The following is a 15,527-nucleotide window of genomic DNA, read 5'->3' on the forward strand; positions in this document are numbered from 1 at the left end:
CAACATAACGATAACGAGAGATCAAGTCAGGGAGGTGTCAGAGTGAGCATAAATCTGTGTGCGGGCGTATCATCGCCCGGTGCTGACAAGGTGGAGAGCAGTTTTTGCAGAAACGGCAGAGAGGTGAGCGGTCTGCTTAGCGCGGAACAGATATTGTCCTGTGCAAGGGAGTATATCGGGCTTCTGCCGAAACAGCTGTTCTTCTTTATAGACCTGCCCCGCGAGGACGGAGAGGGTTATGACAGCTATATCCTTGACTGCACGAAAAAAGTGGCGCTGGCGCTGTTGGACTGTTACGGCGACCTGCTGATGAATGACGGACCATCGCGTTTCGGCTTTGGGGGATATCCCTGTGAGGACGAAATGATGTTCGGAGAATTTCAGGAGTTTTACGCCTACTGCGACAGCATCAGGGCTGAGAAAATAAGTGAGATGCTTGAGAAGATAGGCGTTAAGAAGAAGGATAAGGCTGATTCGCTCAGCGACTATATGTCCGATGATGATGAGGGTGTTCTGACCCCCATTGAGTCTGACGGCATCACGGTATACGATCTGCCCGAACTATTGCACGATGCGGGAATGGTACTCAATTCATAACGTGGTTATCCCGCTGACACACCACAAAAACGGCGGTTTTACAGAACTTAAGGTGGCTAGCGTATGGCGCTCAATTATCCTTTTGTTTACAACATTTTCAGCTGGTGTGCTAAAGGGATAGTCATAATTCATAATTTTTGGCATGAACGCGAGAATGACGTTTTTTACAGGAGGTCAGTATGAATATCTGGCATGATATTTCACCGAAATCTATATCTAAAAATAAGTTCACTGCTGTTGTCGAGATATCCAAAGGCTCAAAGGTAAAGTATGAACTTGACAAGGCTACAGGTCTGCTGAAGATGGACAGGATATTGTATACATCGACTCACTATCCCGCCAATTACGGCTTTATACCGCGTACCTATGCTGAGGACGGCGACCCGCTGGACGTGCTGGTGCTTTGCTCGGAAACGCTTGAACCGCTCTCGCTGGTGGACTGCTATCCGATAGGCATGATAATGATGATGGATAACGGCGCGGCAGACGAGAAAATAATCTGCATACCCCTTAACGACCCCACATATAATATGTACCGCGATATAAGTGAACTGCCTAAGCATATCTTTGATGAGATGAAACATTTCTTCACCGTGTACAAGGCGCTGGAGAACAAAGATACTGTCATTGACGATGTAAAGGGCGTTGATGCCGCAGTTGAAACCATTGAGAGCTGTATCGACAGGTACATCGAGTGCTTCTGCAAGTGATGCGCTGAAAGGAGAAAGAAATGTCACTATTTGGTAAATTGTTTGGCAAAAAAGAAAAGCCGCCTCAGCCGCAGACTCCCCAGAGAGTCTATATCGACACACCGTTCGGGCAGTTCACGGATTATTACGAACAGTACAATAATCCCAGCTGTTGTAACGTTTTTGACTGGTATGAAGATGACGGTGAACCTCTGGAGGTGACGGTGTTCTACGATGACCCTGTCGCAAAGACCGCCGATAAAGGCTTAGCGGCGCTGGGGCGTTTCCTTGCGGATAAAGCAAATGTGGACTACCGCGTGAAGATGGCGGCGCTCGATGCCCTTGCTGACAGCGAGGGATTTATCCCCGATGAGAATGGTATGCTTACCTCGAAAAGCCTTTTTCTTGACGGCATGAGGATCGAGTATATTGAGATAGACCGTGAGGGAAACGCGGAGTTCGGCATATATGAATGCAGAGCGCAGGACGTGAGAATGGTGAAAGTCACCATCACTGACAAGGGCACGTTTGAGGTAAAGGTCAGTCGTTACGGCGAAGAAGAGTGGTAGGTGCAGGTCAGGTCTGAATAGAAAAGAGGGGTGTCGGTGGATATAAGGGTGCTGAGATATTTTCTCGCGGTAGCGCGTGAGCAAAGCTATTCGGTGGCGGCGGAAAGGCTTTATCTTTCACAGCCCACGCTTTCCCGTCAGCTCAAAGAGCTGGAGGAAGAACTGGGCACGACACTGCTGATACGTTCAAACAAGGGCGTAACGCTTACCGAAGAGGGTATGATACTCCGCAAGCGGGCGGAAGAGATAGTCGAACTGATGGAAAAGACCGAACTGGAAGTCCGCCAGAGCAGTGAACAGGTGTCGGGCAAGGTCTACATCGGTGCGGGTGAAACATATTCTATAAAGCTGATAGCCGACACCGCGCAGAAGCTACAGTGTGAGCACCCCGATATCCGCTACAGCATCTACAGCGCAGACGGTACAGATGTGCTTGAAAGGCTTGACAGGGGGCTGATAGACTTCGGCATGATATTCCAGCCCTACGACAGCAGTAAGTATGAGGGCATCGAGATACCGCTGAAAGATACTTTCGGTGTGCTGATGCGCAAGGATATGCCCCTTGCCGATAAAGATGTCATCGAACTGTCTGACCTTATCGGCAAGCCGCTGATAATCCCCCGACAGCCCAACCACAACACCCGCATCGCTGAAATGATAAGCAAGTATGATGAGAATATGCACATCGCGGCAGAGTATAATCTGGTGTACAACGGTTCGGTAATGGCGGCTGAGGGCATGGGCTACTGCGTGACTTTCGACAAGCTGATAAATGTCAGCGGCGACAGCAAACTGTGCTTCAAACCGCTGCTTCCGAAGTTTGAAGCGACCTGCACGTTCGTCTGGAAGAAGTACACAGTCTTCACTAAGGCGGCAGAACTGTTTTTGCGGCAGTTCAGGCAGGATATCGAAGAACTTAAAAACAATACAGAAAAAGGCTGAGGCACTTGCCCCAGCCTTTTTTTATGCCTTGAAAAGCCAGTAAATAAGCCCGTAGGCGATACTTGCCAGCGTACCGTAGAGAATGACAGGTCCGCAGATGATGAAAATTTTCGCGCCCAGCCCTGTGATGAAGCCCTCAGTTCGGAACTCCACAGCTGGTGCGCAGACAGAGTTTGCAAAGCCTGTTATGGGGACAAGTGTGCCTGCACCCGCGTGTTTTGCTATTTTTTCGTACAGTCCCAGCCCTGTAAGCAGCGCGGAAATGAAGATCAGCGTGATCGAAACGGCGGAAGCAACGGCTTTTTCGGAAAGCCCCGCTGCGCTGTAGGCGGCAGACAGCACTTGACCCGAAAGACAGATAAGTCCCCCGATAATAAAGGCTTTAGGAAGGTTTTTGTACCACTTGCTGGGGCGGTCGGCGGCGGTGACGAGTCGTGCGTAGTGTTCTTTTGTGATGCCTGTTTTCTCGGTAAGATCCTGCATAGTTATCTCCTTTGCGAAATTTTTTCGGCAGACATTTATCGCGGTGACAGCACAGCGGCAAATGTATATGATGTGTGTATGCTTTTGTAAAATAGTGTTTCGGTTTTGGCTGAAAATATACTCTTTCAGACGCAAGTATTAAAGAAATTTATCTGTTTGGAAATCATTTCCATGAAATTTTAAGCGTTATTGCTAAAAGCGGGATTTAGAAAACGTTTTCGCTGTAGTATTGTACAAAGAGAAATAAAAAGTTAAAATGTCCAAGCCAAGTGCTTCACCCGGAGATCGGATAACCCTCTTAAAAGTTGACTGACTTCGGAAAAAATATTAAGCTAAAATGTCAAGATGGTAATTATTTACATGATTTTTTAAGCATCTTTGCTAAAACACATGTTAAGAATGAGAATATTATGTGCTAATGTACAAATAAAGCTAAATGGTTTAATTATAAACAACTCGGTAATAGTTGAAAATAGGGCATTCACCTCAAAATTATTGACAAAATGCGAAAATGATATCCTATATTCGGCGCGGCTGTTAATGAAAAATGTCTGATTGGAAATTATTTACATGATTTTTTAAGCATTCTTGCTAAAACACATGTTAAAAATACTATTCTCATGTACTAATGTACAAATAAAGCTAAATAGTTTAATTATAAATATATCCGTCATAGTTACGACCGTAACCAAAATCAAAGGTGAAGTCTTGTTTAAGGAAGTTCCAGCCTCGCCGCGAAAACGCTTTCAGAAATAATTGAATATATATTGATCGCTTCGCTCTGAGTTCTGATGAAGTATACAAAATATGTATCATCTGGAAAATATTCGTATTCTAAGCCTGAGAAAAGTATACTATTTCGGGCGTTAATATTAAAGAAAAATGACTACATGGAAATTACTTACATGATTTTTTAAGCATTGTTGCTAAATGAGCCGTTCAGAAAACGGTTTTCTTGTGTTATTGTACAAATTGTGTTAAAATAATTAATCATAGGATTTGCCTGCTTTCTGCTGAAAGACTGATACTCTCCAAAAGTATACTAAATCAGGGCAGGAATATTAAAAGAAGATGACTTTCTGGAAATTACTTACATGAAATTTAAAGCATTCTTGCTAAAACACATATTAAAAATACTGTTCTCGTGTACTAATGTACAAATAAAGCTAAATGCTTTAATTATAAATATATCCGTCACAGATTAGAACAAAGCCCTCCCGCAGAGGTCACTGCGCTAATGGTGCAACGAAAATGCCGCCGAAAAAAGGTTACAGAACGGTGTTAAAATCGGTCAGAGTAATATAAATGTATACGAAATGTGTCGCTAATGCTAGTTAAGTATTACTGACAGGCTAAATAGTATATTAAATTAGGCTCTAATATTAAGAAATATTGTCAGGCTGGAAATAAATTACATGGAATTTTAAGCATCTGTGCTAAAATACTGATTTAGAAAACGTTTGCGATGTGCTGATTTACAAATAATGATAAACTATTTAACATTATGTAGGTGTGAACCTATCATATACATATATTAACTTAACGATGGTTAATTTATACTGTAACTGACCTTTGGGTTTAGCTATTGATTATTAATCAATGATAGCTTTTTATTAAGGAAATGTTAGTAATTGGAAATAATTTACATGATTTTTTAAGCGTTGTTGCTAAATTATATGTTATGAAAACCAATATACTGTCGAAACAGACAATTAAATCAGACGGCTTTTCTTCGGCTAATTAATCGGGCATTTCTTGCGGATCATCGTATCTATATAATATATCTTTGCGTTTATTCTTGTTTCCTTATATATAAGTGATATTCTATATATAGAATGTGTGTCGGTCTTTTGTCAACTGAACGAAGTTTGGCTGATCGCGGTCGGAGAGAATGCTCTGAGAATGCTTCTCACTAACCGTGTCCGAAGGCGGATATTTCTGTCGCCTGCGCCTGAAATATCAGCAAATAAAGCGCGGATAAGCTGTATGTTATGTGGAAATAGCTAAATCAAGATAGCTGATTGCTGACTTTTGTTGTGCATTCCTATAAAACTAATTGAATTTTGCAATATTGTATTGACAAATAATATTATATGGCGTATAATATCATCAGAACAAAGATATTGGAAATTAAAAAATACTGTTGCAAATAATATATTATAGATACATGCAGTTACACATTCCGGTAGACAAAAGTTCAAAGAACGCAAAGGAGAAAGACTATGCACAGAGTTATCAAAGAAAGGAGCAGAAATATGGGATTTTCAGTCAATGCAGGACTGCTCGACGCAATGGTGCTTTCGGTGGTGCAGAATGATGACACTTACGGCTACGAGATCACACAGTACTTAAGAAAAGCGGTGGATATCTCGGAGTCAACACTGTACCCCGTACTGAGAAGATTGCAGAAGAATGATCTTCTGGAAACCTACGATAAGGAGTACATGGGCAGAAACCGCAGATATTACAGGGTCACACCCAAAGGCAACGAGGCGCTTGAAGAGTACAGAGTAGAATGGCAGGCGCATAAAGAAAAGGTAGACAGTATACTGATGAACAAGGGGGCAGACGATAATGAATAGACTGGAATTTCTGACGAGCCTCAGGTACAACCTCGAAAAAGGCGGGCTCCCCCGTGATGATATCGAGGACGCGCTCAGCTACTACGAGGAGATATTTTTCGATTCGGGTTACGGCAGTGACGAGCAGACGGTCAGCATGCTGGGTTCGCCCGAAGAACTCGCAAGAGAGATACTGATAGACAACGGTTTTCACCCTGACGGCGATGCGGCTTACGAACTGGGCGAGGCTGACAGAAATGCTTACGGGCACGCTCAGGATGTTCAGTTTGAGGAAGTCGGCAAAGAGAATAATAGCAATACTCATGGCGGCTACGATTACGGTTATGGCTACGGCACAGGCAATACCTCAGGCGCTGGTCAGGCACAGAATGCCGCAGGTTTTGATTTCAATGAGGCGGCAGGCAGGTTTGGGCAGTTTGTAGACGGCGTTTTCACCACCGCGAAAAATGTTTATGACAAGCAGTTCAACGACCCGAGCATGACCGATGTGCAGAAAAGCAAGCGCAACAATGTCATTCTTAAGGTGCTGATACTTTTGCTTACCGTACCCATCTGGGGCAGTATCGTTGTAGGTATTCTCGGTGCAATAGTTGGCATTCTGGGCGGACTGCTGGGGTTGATAGTCAGCCTGATAGCCGGCGGCTTTTCACTGATAGGCGGCGGTATAGTTGACCTGTTCAGGGTCACACCGATAGGCGTTATGGAGATAGGCGGCGGACTTCTTCTGCTTGGTATCTTCGGACTGGTAGCAAGACCCGCTTTCAGAGGTCTTACTAAGCTCTGCAAGTGGATATTCGGCGGCATAAAGAAACTCTTCTGCAAGTTTTTTCGCTAAGGAGGAAACAACATGAACAACTTCAATATAAATGACAAGGAGTTTACGGGCACAAAAAAGAGAATATTCCCGTACTTCTCGGTGGGCATGGTCATAGTGGGTGCGGCCATGCTGATAGGCGGCGGCATCTGGACGGCGACTACTGATATGAGCAGATATGCAAAAAACGGTGTTACTGATGTGGTCGATGCTGTTGACGGCGGCAATGTGGAAAAGGTCGATATCATTGTTAATACGGGTACTGTTTATGTCGGCAGGAGCGATGACGATCAGGTACATATCGAGGGCAAGATACCCAAAGACTATGTGCTGAAAGAGAAAAACGGCACTCTTAAGGTTGAGTTACGCACCAGTTTTGGTTTTAGTTTTGAATGGCAGGATCTTTTCGACTGGAAATATAACGAGATAGATGCAAAGATATATCTCCCCGATGCAAAGTTTGAGTCGTTCGAGATAAGCGGCGGCGCAGGCGAGATAACCGTTGATGACCTGAATTGCGTAAAGGCACACATCAAGACAGGCGCGGGTGAGGTCACCGTAAATAACTTCAACTGTGATAAGGCACTGAAGATCGATACAGGCGCAGGCGATGTCAAGGTAAATAATGCTGTTACAGGCGGTATCGACTTCGATACAGGCGCAGGCGAGGTGGATTTCTACGGTGAAGTCAACGGCGATATAGATATAGATACAGGTGTTGGCGAATGCACCATAAACCTCACTAACGACAAGGCAGAGTTCGAGAAGAAATATAAAGTAGATATCGACACAGGCGTTGGCGAAACCTCTGTTAACTACAACCAGTAAGATATGCTCCCTTTTATAAAGGTATCTTCCCCTCATCTGACCGGGAAGATGCCGCATAAAAGGGAAAACTGAGCGGAAAATAAAGACAGAAAAACAGAAAGTGATAACATGAAAGAGAGAACACAAAACACCTTTTCCCGCCTGAGAGGCGGTCTTGCGGAGTATTACGAAGCGCTGACAGTTACAGCGATACTGCTGCTGCTGGCGGTAGTAATTATATTATCGGGCAATAGTACGGAGTTGTTTCACCCGCTGATAAGAGTATGACCACATCGGAGGTGTGTAATATGGAAAACCGTTTGAAGAAAGACCGTGTGTGGATAAAGGGTCAGACCCTTACCGCCGCACAGCGTTCCGAACGGCTGGAAAATAATATAACGGCGCTGACAGTGGCGTTCATGGGCAGTATGACAGGCTTGTTCGTGCTTAAGGAGTTTCAGAATAAACTGCTTGCAAATGCACCTCTGGGACTGCGGGCGGCACTGATGGTCGTGCTTTACTGGCTGGTGGCTGTGATACCGATAATGGTCGCAAAGCAGGACGGTACTACGCTGTCACAGCTGGGCTTTGAGAAAAAGGGGATCGTCAGGCAGGTGCTTATCGGCATAACTCTTGGCGCGGCATCTTCACTGGTGCTGACCGGCGTGCCGCATATCGCAGGCTTCGGCAGATATGTCAGCAGTTACCTTTATACCGAACCCTGGCAGTTCGCATATCAGTTCGTTTACTGCATAGCAGCTGTCGGCGCGGCTGAGGAACTGGTTTTTCGCGGAGTCATCTATGATAAGCTGAATGCACTCTTCGGCAGGGAACTTTATGCGGCGATAGGTTCGTCACTGCTTTTCGGACTGTTCCACATCTTCGGCGGCAGTATAGTGCAGGTGGTATTCACTGCGGTGATAGGTTTCATCTTCTGCACTTTCAGAAATAAGATAAAGGGCTGTACCCTGCTTTCGCTGATGATATGTCACGGCGTTTACGATGCGCTGATATGCGTGTGGACTTACCTTTCGGCAAGATAAATATAAATAGATAAACGGTCGTTTCCCCCGCATTTGCGGCGGGGGGATACGGCTTACAAAAGGAACAAGACTAAGGAGATAACAAAATGAGTCGGTCGGAGAAATTGAAGAGATACAGATAAACGAGCGACTGCCGTATCATACACATCAGTGCTGAGATATTTACAAAAAGGAGATAATAAAAAATGGTACTGGATAAGACTTTCTCTGCCGAAGATTTTTCTTCGGTGAAGATCAAAGACAAGATAGTCGGGCTGAATATTGTGGGCGGCTGTAAGACGGTCAGGGCTGAATGCAGTAATATCCCCGATGATGTGACGGTCGAGGCAGCTGACGGCGTTCTCAATATCGAACTGCCCGAAAATAACATGCTGAGTAAGATGTTTCGGGTGTTCTATGCTGAAACGCTTACCCTTTACCTGACCGACAAGGCGCTTGAAAGCATCACCATAGATGTTGCTGCCTGCAACATCTCGCTTGAAAATGTGAATAGCGGCAGTGTCATGATAGACTCGGATGCGGGAAACGTGACTGCTCAGAATGTGACTGCAAAAGACTGCTTTAAAGTGAGGTCGGGCGCTGGCGACATCAAACTGACCGATATATCGGGCGGCAGGCTGACAGTTGAAGCGGGCGCAGGCAATATAAAGCTGAAAGGCGATATTGACAGCCTGAAAGCTGATTGCGGTACGGGCAACATATCCTTTGCAGGCGCAGTGCAGGACACTGTCAGTGTTAAGAGCGGTATCGGCAACGTTGACCTGTCATTCACAAACAAGCCCACAAATGTCAGTGCCGAAACAGGCATCGGCAAACCTAAGATAAAGTATATCTGACAGCTATGAAAACAGTTATAATACACGGTCAGAGCCACAAGGGTTCGACTTATCACACAGCCCGCCTGCTGGCAGATAAGCTGGGCGGCGAGGTCACGGAATTTTTTCTGCCGCGCGATTTCGGAGAATTCTGCACAGGCTGTACGCGGTGCTTTGAGGTCGGTGAGGAGAAGTGTCCGCACTTTGCAAAGCTGTCACCCATCACCGAAGCCATAGATGCGGCAGATGTGATAATACTGGCAAGTCCCGTATACGTTTTCCATGCAACCGGTGCGATGAAAGCCTTTCTTGACCACTACGGCTGGCGCTGGATGGTGCATTCGCCCGAAGAGTCGATGTTTACCAAACAGGGTGTCTGCATAAGCACTGCGGCGGGCATGGGTACGGGCAGTGCGAACAAAGATATGGCAGACAGCCTGTTCTTCTGGGGCGTGGCGAGGATATACAAGCTGGGCTTCGGCGTAGCGGCGAGTGACTGGCAGGGCATCTCTGACAAAAAGCGCAAGACCATCGAAAAAGCGGCAGAACGCACCGCACAGAAGATAAAAAGCAGGCATGGCAGAGTAAAGCCGACATTGAAGACCCGCGCAGTGTTCTTCGCGATGCACCTGATGCAGCGCAAGGGTTTCAACCCGCGTGATGTAAAACACTGGCAGGAAAAGGGCTGGACAGGAAACGTCCGCCCGTGGAAAAGCTGATCTGAACGTATCGCCTACAGTCTGACAGCATTATGCTTCGCGGCGGTATATATTATAATAGTATAAGAAAAGGAGAGATGATCATGAATGGAAAGAAACTTTACAGAATAAGGAACGGTGCGATGATACAGGGCGTGTGCAACGGTGTAGCGGCATATTTTGATGTCGATGTCAGCCTTGTGAGGTTAGCGGCGGTCATTCTGGTGTGCTTCTCGGGCGTGGGATTGGTGGCGTATATAGCGGCAATGCTGATACTCCCCGAAGTGAACGATTCGCCTTACCGTAACAGCGGCAACGCAAACAACGCGGGCAACTTCGATTACAACAGGTATAACGCCAACGATAACTACGGCAGATATGACAACCAAAACTATGATAACAACGATAACGACCACAACGGCAAAGATATGCTTTAACGGATAACGAAAGGAGAATAACTATGAACGGAAAGAAATTATACAGGATAAGAAACGGCGCTAAGATATCGGGCGTTTGCATGGGGCTTGCTGAATACTTTGGTATCGATGTGAACATCATACGCATAATCGCTGTGGCATCATTGTTCTGCGGCGGATTCGGATTCTTTGCATATATCGTGGCTGTCATGATACTGCCTGAGATATGATATGAAAGCTGACGGGGCTTCTGCGTTGCAGAAGCTCTGTTTTTTTGTGCGGATAAATGAAAGAAAATTGCGTTCAAAATGTTAATAATACATTAAGGAAAGTTAACTTAAATATTTCTCGCACAACAAGAAAAAGCACGCCGAGTTTGTTCATAATTTAACAAGCATCGACGAAAAAGTTAATTGTCAATTTGTTCTGATTAATCCATATAATATTCGGCATATTTTCCATCAATAAAACTGGTGTTTGCTATAACTTTTTGGTGCAAACATATAAAAAGATACATTTTTTGAATAATTAGTACTGATTTGTACATGGAAAAATTAATAGTTAAGGTATATAATTAAATCAAGGTAAAACAAGTTAAGGCTTGTTTACGAAGGAAACAGCAATGGGCTGGTTGGTTAACATTTTCAAAGGGAGAGTTGATAATATGAAAGCAAATGTCATGAAGAAGACAATGGCAACACTGGTTGCAACAGCTACAGTAGCATCTTCGTTCGGCGTTGGTAATGTTCAGTTCGGAACACTGCCTGTCGGAACAATGGGCATTGTAGCAACAGCAGAGAGCACTTCATCTGTAACAGTTACCGCTTCGGCAGGTTACGCAGAGGGCGCTTACGCTGAGTGGAAGGCTGTTTCGGGTGCTTCCGGCTATAACGTATACGCAGACGGCACTAAGATAGACAGCATGCTGATCCGTCAGTACGCTTCCTGCTTCCGTGCAGACGCTCTGGGCCTTAAGGCAGGCAGCCACACTCTGAAGATAGTTCCTATCATCAGCGGCAAGGAGGATACTTCTAAGGCAGCTTCTGTAAATGTATCCACCATCGCACATGACCGTTCGGGCTTCGCATTCGTAAACGGTTCGGCTTCGGGTGCTTACAACAACGACGGTACACTTAAGTCCAACGCAACAGTTGTATACGTAACTAACGCTACTAAGGACAGCGTAACAGTTACACTGCCTAACAAGAGCGGTACTTCTACTTCTCTCAAGGGCGTACAGAGCATCATCACCAATCTGAAGAGCAATACCAAGTGCGGTCCTGTTTGTATCCGTTTCATCGGCAACATCACCGATCCAAGCGGTCTTTCCAGCGGCGACCTGTATGTTGATACTGTTACCTGCGGTCTGACCATCGAGGGTATCGGCGCAGATGCTACATTCAACGGCTTCGGCTGCGTTATAAAGAACTCCTCTAACGTTGAAGTAAGAAACCTCGGTTTCATGAACTGCAACAGCTCTGAGGGCGATAACGTTGGTCTGCAGCAGAAGAATGACCACGTTTGGGTACACCACTGCGATATGTTCTACGGCGATGCAGGTTCCGATGCTGACCAGGCTAAGGGCGACGGCGCACTGGATACCAAGACTTCCACCTACATCACACATTCTTACAACCACTTCTGGGATTCCGGAAAGTGCAACCTGCAGGGTATGAAGTCTGAAACTACCGATAACTATATCACATACCATCACAACTGGTATGACCACTCTGACTCTCGTCACCCCAGAATCAGAACTTGCTCGGTACACATCTATAACAACTACTTCGACGGCAACTCCAAGTACGGCGTTGGTATGACACTGGGTGGCTCTGCTTTCGTTGAAAACAACTACTTCCGTAACTGCAAGTACCCGATGCTCATTTCCATGCAGGGTTCTGATGTTGCAACAGGCGGTACATTCTCCAGCGAGAACGGCGGTATCATCAAGTCCTACAACAACACCGTTACAGGTGACAAGACTAAGGGCTATGTAACTTATCAGAAGAACTCCACCGAATTTGACGCTTACGAGGCAAGCAGCAAGACCGAAAAGGTTCCTTCCTCTGTAAAGGCAAAGCAGGGCGGTTCTACATATAACAACTTCGATACTTCCAGCGTTATGTACAGCTATACTGCACAGTCCCCTGAGGCTGCTGTTGAAACTGTAAAGGCTAACGCAGGTCGTGTACAGGGCGGCGACTTCAAGTGGACTTTCGATAACTCCGTTGATGACGAGAGCTATGCAGTAAACACTGCTCTTAAGTCTGCACTCCAGTCCTATAAGGATTCTATCAAGGCAATAGGTTCGGGCTTCTCCGATTCTACTACAGCTTCTTCGAGCAGCAGCTCTACACCTGCTTCTTCGACAAGCTCCACTCCTGCATCTTCTACAAGCTCCAAGACAAGCTCTACTTCGTCTACAAGCTCGCAGGGCGGCTCCAGCAGTTCTTCTGCAACTTATGTTCAGGACTTCACTGCAAGCGGCACTTCCAGCAGCTTCTTCACCATCGCAGGCAACCTGTCCTCTTCTAAGGGCTCTGTTACCTACAATGGCAAGACCCTGACCCAGTGCCTCAAACTCGAAAGCGCTACCAGCATCAGCTTCAATGCACCTTCTGACGGTGTTCTGACTCTGGTATTCGGTGAGAGCACAGGCAACATCAAGCTGGACGGCACAAAGCTGACCGCTTCCAACGGCGTGCTGACCACAAATGTATCGGCAGGCAGCCACACCCTGACTAAGGCTGATGTAGCTACTCTGTTCTATATGTCTCTGAGTGCAGCAGGTGGTTCTTCCAGCTCAGGCAACAATAACACCTCAAGCACCAGCAGCACTAGCTCCACAAGCTCGACAAACAATTCTTCGACTTCGAGCACATCGAGCGGCTCAAGCAACGTAAACATCAACGGCGTTAAGATAGTAAGCGCAGGCGGCTGGAACGAGTACCTCTATCTGGAACTGTCCGGTATGAAAGACAGCGATGTTACAGGCGTTTCCTACTCCGGTACTACTTCGGGCACCCTTAAGGGCGATGACCTGACCTATCTGGTACGCGACACCTCCAACGGCGTAAGGATCGATATCCCCGGTGTACCCGCTGGTAAGTATTCTATCACTGTAAACACCTCTAAGGGCAACATCACTCAGAGCGGTCTGAATGTTAACGCACAGGATCGTTCGGGTTATGCACACTTCAACTATACAGCAGGTGTTGGCGCATACAACGATGACGGTACACTGAAGGCAAATGCTAAGGTCATCTATGTAACAAACGACAACAAGGATAAGGTAACTGTTACTTCTAAGGACGGCACTACCGTTACAGGTATCGGTAACATACTCAATTCCGCAGGTCAGGATGTAGGCGGCGGCAAGACCTCCAACGGCGGCACAAAGCCTAACTCCAACGCAGGCATCATCAAGAAGCTGGCAGAAGACGGCACTCCTCTGGTAATCCGTATCGTTGGCGATGTTAAGGCTCCTTCGGGTCTGACAGCTTATGACTCCACCGACTTCGGCGGCAGCGTTGGCGACAACGGCTACATGGCAAGAATGAAGTCCGGTAAGGATATCACCATTGAGGGTATCGGTACCGATGCTACAGTTAACGGCTGGGGCTTCCACTTCATGGCTGAGTCCGCAGCACCTGACTTCGGCAAGAGCTTCGAGATCAAGAACATCGCGTTCAAGAACGTTCCCGAAGACTGCGTAGGTATGGAAGGCGTTCAGGAAAGCTCGACTCTGTCTGCACCTGTTGAGAGATGCTGGATCCACAACTGCGAATTCTACGCTCCTTCTATCTCCAACCCTGCTGAGTCTGATAAGGCAGGCGGCGACGGCGCATGCGACTTCAAGCGTGGTCTGTACTTCACCAACAGCTATTGCTACTATGAGGGCTACCACAAGACTAACCTGGTAGGTGCTTCTGACAGCAACCTCCAGTTCCACCTGACTTACCATCACAACTACTGGAACAAGTGCGAATCCAGAGGACCTCTGGCTCGTCAGGCTAATATCCACATGTACAACAACATATTCAGTGGTCAGACAAGCTACTGCATGAACCCCAGAGCAAACGCTTACATCTTCTCTGAGTACAACCTCTTCGAGAACTGCAAGAACCCGATGCAGGTAAAACTGGGCGCAGTAAAGAGCTTCAACGACGTTCTGAACGGCTGCAAGGGCGATATGGACGGTACTGTAGTATCCAGCAAGTCCACTAAGGTAAGCACCGATTGCCAGTATGCAAACTTCGATACCAACTCTTCTGTTTGCTACATTCCTTCGGGCAACTACCAGCTGATCACCGATACCTCCAAGCTGGCTTCCAACTTCTCGGTATACGGCGGTGCTATGGACGCTAACACCACTGTTAACGGCAGCACTTCTACCAGTCAGCAGCAGCAGACCACCGTTACCTACACTAAGGTAGCTGCTACAGCTGCAACTGCAACACAGCCCGGCAACACCGAGTACTACATCGGTTCTGACGGCAAGTACTACACTCTGTCTAACGGCACATACACTCAGATCGCTGCTAACTCTTGGGTTATCCCTGCACTGGGCGTAAGCGGTAACACATATCCTACCAACATTCAGGTTCAGTACAGCGAAGAGTACCACCAGATGAGATTCACCTGGAATAAGGTAGATAATGCTCAGAACTACGGCATAGCTGTATATCTGGCAGGCAAGTGGAGGATCCAGACTCAGTCTATCTCTGCTTCCACTACTTCCTACACAACTCCTAAGAACATGACACCCGGTATGACCTACAAGGTAGCTATCGCTGCTAAGGTAAACGGTACTTGGGACGTAGCAAACGCTATCAAGAACGCTGTTACTGTAACAGTTAAGTAATGATAAACACGGAAATTTTCATGTTTCTCTAAGATATCAATTGCGGAAAACACACCTGTTCCTTCGGGGGCAGGTGTGTTTTTTTACCCCGCAGATGGTTGACAATGGTTTTGGGTATTGTTATAATAAAGGTATAGTAAACGACATATCCCTTTAGCACACCAACTAAAAATGCGGTAAACAAAAGGATAATTGAGCGCCCCATATC

At 46.4% G+C, this 15,527-nt stretch carries 15 protein-coding genes and 1 pseudogene; 14 read left to right on the forward strand and 2 right to left on the reverse strand.

Annotated features, from left to right (window positions below; translation table 11 throughout):
- Nucleotides 1-42: 42 nt before the first annotated feature.
- The 4 genes from CUS_RS16070 to CUS_RS16085 all read left to right on the forward strand — a co-directional run bounded on the left by CUS_RS16070 (nt 43) and on the right by CUS_RS16085 (nt 2,797).
- Nucleotides 43-597: a hypothetical protein gene (locus tag CUS_RS16070; RefSeq protein WP_004167498.1), complete on the forward strand. Its 555-nt coding sequence runs from the start codon at nt 43-45 to the stop codon at nt 595-597.
- A 179-nt stretch (nt 598-776) separates the two neighbouring features.
- Nucleotides 777-1,307 carry an inorganic diphosphatase gene (locus CUS_RS16075; protein WP_004167493.1) on the forward strand — a complete coding sequence of 177 codons (531 nt, stop codon included), beginning with the start codon at nt 777-779 and terminating at the stop codon, nt 1,305-1,307.
- Nucleotides 1,308-1,327: 20 nt separating this feature from the next.
- Nucleotides 1,328-1,855 carry a hypothetical protein gene (locus CUS_RS16080; RefSeq protein WP_004167547.1) on the forward strand — a complete coding sequence of 176 codons (528 nt, stop codon included), beginning with the start codon at nt 1,328-1,330 and terminating at the stop codon, nt 1,853-1,855.
- Nucleotides 1,856-1,891: 36 nt separating this feature from the next.
- Complete coding sequence (locus CUS_RS16085) at nt 1,892-2,797, forward strand: LysR family transcriptional regulator (protein ID WP_004167483.1); 906 nt, start codon at nt 1,892-1,894, stop codon at nt 2,795-2,797.
- Nucleotides 2,798-2,818: 21 nt separating this feature from the next.
- Here CUS_RS16085 and spoVAC read toward each other — a convergent pair whose 3' ends face one another.
- Nucleotides 2,819-3,280, reverse strand: coding sequence for a stage V sporulation protein AC (gene spoVAC, locus CUS_RS16090; RefSeq protein ID WP_037277772.1), 462 nt, complete (start codon nt 3,278-3,280; stop codon nt 2,819-2,821).
- Between the two features lie 2,255 nt (nt 3,281-5,535).
- On the opposite strand from spoVAC, the gene CUS_RS16095 reads away from it, so the two are divergent.
- The 10 genes from CUS_RS16095 (at nt 5,536) to CUS_RS20560 (ending at nt 15,319) form a co-directional block, all read left to right on the forward strand.
- A complete protein-coding gene (locus CUS_RS16095) occupies nt 5,536-5,862 on the forward strand; it encodes a PadR family transcriptional regulator (RefSeq protein WP_037277778.1) in 327 nt (108 codons plus the stop codon).
- Complete coding sequence (locus CUS_RS16100) at nt 5,855-6,697, forward strand: DUF1700 domain-containing protein (protein ID WP_004167516.1); 843 nt, start codon at nt 5,855-5,857, stop codon at nt 6,695-6,697. The genes CUS_RS16095 and CUS_RS16100 overlap by 8 nt, the downstream gene beginning before the upstream one ends.
- A gap of 12 nt (nt 6,698-6,709) precedes the next feature.
- Nucleotides 6,710-7,504 carry a DUF4097 family beta strand repeat-containing protein gene (locus CUS_RS18870; RefSeq protein ID WP_004167497.1) on the forward strand — a complete coding sequence of 265 codons (795 nt, stop codon included), beginning with the start codon at nt 6,710-6,712 and terminating at the stop codon, nt 7,502-7,504.
- Between the two features lie 108 nt (nt 7,505-7,612).
- Nucleotides 7,613-7,771: a hypothetical protein gene (locus tag CUS_RS19950; protein WP_004167543.1), complete on the forward strand. Its 159-nt coding sequence runs from the start codon at nt 7,613-7,615 to the stop codon at nt 7,769-7,771.
- Between the two features lie 20 nt (nt 7,772-7,791).
- Nucleotides 7,792-8,526: a CPBP family intramembrane glutamic endopeptidase gene (locus tag CUS_RS16110; RefSeq protein WP_002852661.1), complete on the forward strand. Its 735-nt coding sequence runs from the start codon at nt 7,792-7,794 to the stop codon at nt 8,524-8,526.
- A gap of 185 nt (nt 8,527-8,711) precedes the next feature.
- Complete coding sequence (locus CUS_RS16115) at nt 8,712-9,362, forward strand: DUF4097 family beta strand repeat-containing protein (RefSeq protein WP_004167541.1); 651 nt, start codon at nt 8,712-8,714, stop codon at nt 9,360-9,362.
- Nucleotides 9,363-9,367: 5 nt separating this feature from the next.
- Entirely contained in the window at nt 9,368-10,060 is a 693-nt protein-coding gene (locus CUS_RS16120; RefSeq protein WP_004167528.1) for a flavodoxin family protein, read from the forward strand.
- An 83-nt stretch (nt 10,061-10,143) separates the two neighbouring features.
- The gene (locus CUS_RS20745) at nt 10,144-10,476 is read left to right on the forward strand and encodes a PspC domain-containing protein (RefSeq protein ID WP_004167517.1); all 333 of its coding nucleotides are present in this window, start codon (nt 10,144-10,146) and stop codon (nt 10,474-10,476) included.
- Between the two features lie 23 nt (nt 10,477-10,499).
- Nucleotides 10,500-10,685: a PspC domain-containing protein gene (locus CUS_RS16130; protein WP_004167532.1), complete on the forward strand. Its 186-nt coding sequence runs from the start codon at nt 10,500-10,502 to the stop codon at nt 10,683-10,685.
- A 434-nt stretch (nt 10,686-11,119) separates the two neighbouring features.
- Complete coding sequence (locus tag CUS_RS20560; RefSeq protein ID WP_050792254.1) at nt 11,120-15,319, forward strand: hypothetical protein; 4,200 nt, start codon at nt 11,120-11,122, stop codon at nt 15,317-15,319.
- A 28-nt stretch (nt 15,320-15,347) separates the two neighbouring features.
- Here the strand turns inward: CUS_RS20560 and CUS_RS20235 are convergent.
- Nucleotides 15,348-15,527: pseudogene (locus CUS_RS20235) on the reverse strand (hypothetical protein); the annotation flags it as partial.

It is taken from the genome of Hominimerdicola alba 8 (assembly GCF_000178155.2).
In the GTDB taxonomy this organism is placed as follows: Bacteria; Bacillota; Clostridia; order Oscillospirales; family Ruminococcaceae; genus Hominimerdicola; species Hominimerdicola alba_C.

Coding starts and splice junctions, on each gene's coding strand:
- CUS_RS16075 (WP_004167493.1), top strand. CDS start 777: ATGAATATCTGGCATGATATTTCACCGAAATCTATATCTAAAAATAAG.
- CUS_RS16080 (WP_004167547.1), top strand. CDS start 1,328: ATGTCACTATTTGGTAAATTGTTTGGCAAAAAAGAAAAGCCGCCTCAG.
- spoVAC (WP_037277772.1), bottom strand. CDS start 3,280: ATGCAGGATCTTACCGAGAAAACAGGCATCACAAAAGAACACTACGCA.
- CUS_RS16095 (WP_037277778.1), top strand. CDS start 5,536: ATGGGATTTTCAGTCAATGCAGGACTGCTCGACGCAATGGTGCTTTCG.
- CUS_RS16100 (WP_004167516.1), top strand. CDS start 5,855: ATGAATAGACTGGAATTTCTGACGAGCCTCAGGTACAACCTCGAAAAA.
- CUS_RS18870 (WP_004167497.1), top strand. CDS start 6,710: ATGAACAACTTCAATATAAATGACAAGGAGTTTACGGGCACAAAAAAG.
- CUS_RS19950 (WP_004167543.1), top strand. CDS start 7,613: ATGAAAGAGAGAACACAAAACACCTTTTCCCGCCTGAGAGGCGGTCTT.
- CUS_RS16110 (WP_002852661.1), top strand. CDS start 7,792: ATGGAAAACCGTTTGAAGAAAGACCGTGTGTGGATAAAGGGTCAGACC.
- CUS_RS16115 (WP_004167541.1), top strand. CDS start 8,712: ATGGTACTGGATAAGACTTTCTCTGCCGAAGATTTTTCTTCGGTGAAG.
- CUS_RS16120 (WP_004167528.1), top strand. CDS start 9,368: ATGAAAACAGTTATAATACACGGTCAGAGCCACAAGGGTTCGACTTAT.
- CUS_RS20745 (WP_004167517.1), top strand. CDS start 10,144: ATGAATGGAAAGAAACTTTACAGAATAAGGAACGGTGCGATGATACAG.
- CUS_RS16130 (WP_004167532.1), top strand. CDS start 10,500: ATGAACGGAAAGAAATTATACAGGATAAGAAACGGCGCTAAGATATCG.
- CUS_RS20560 (WP_050792254.1), top strand. CDS start 11,120: ATGAAAGCAAATGTCATGAAGAAGACAATGGCAACACTGGTTGCAACA.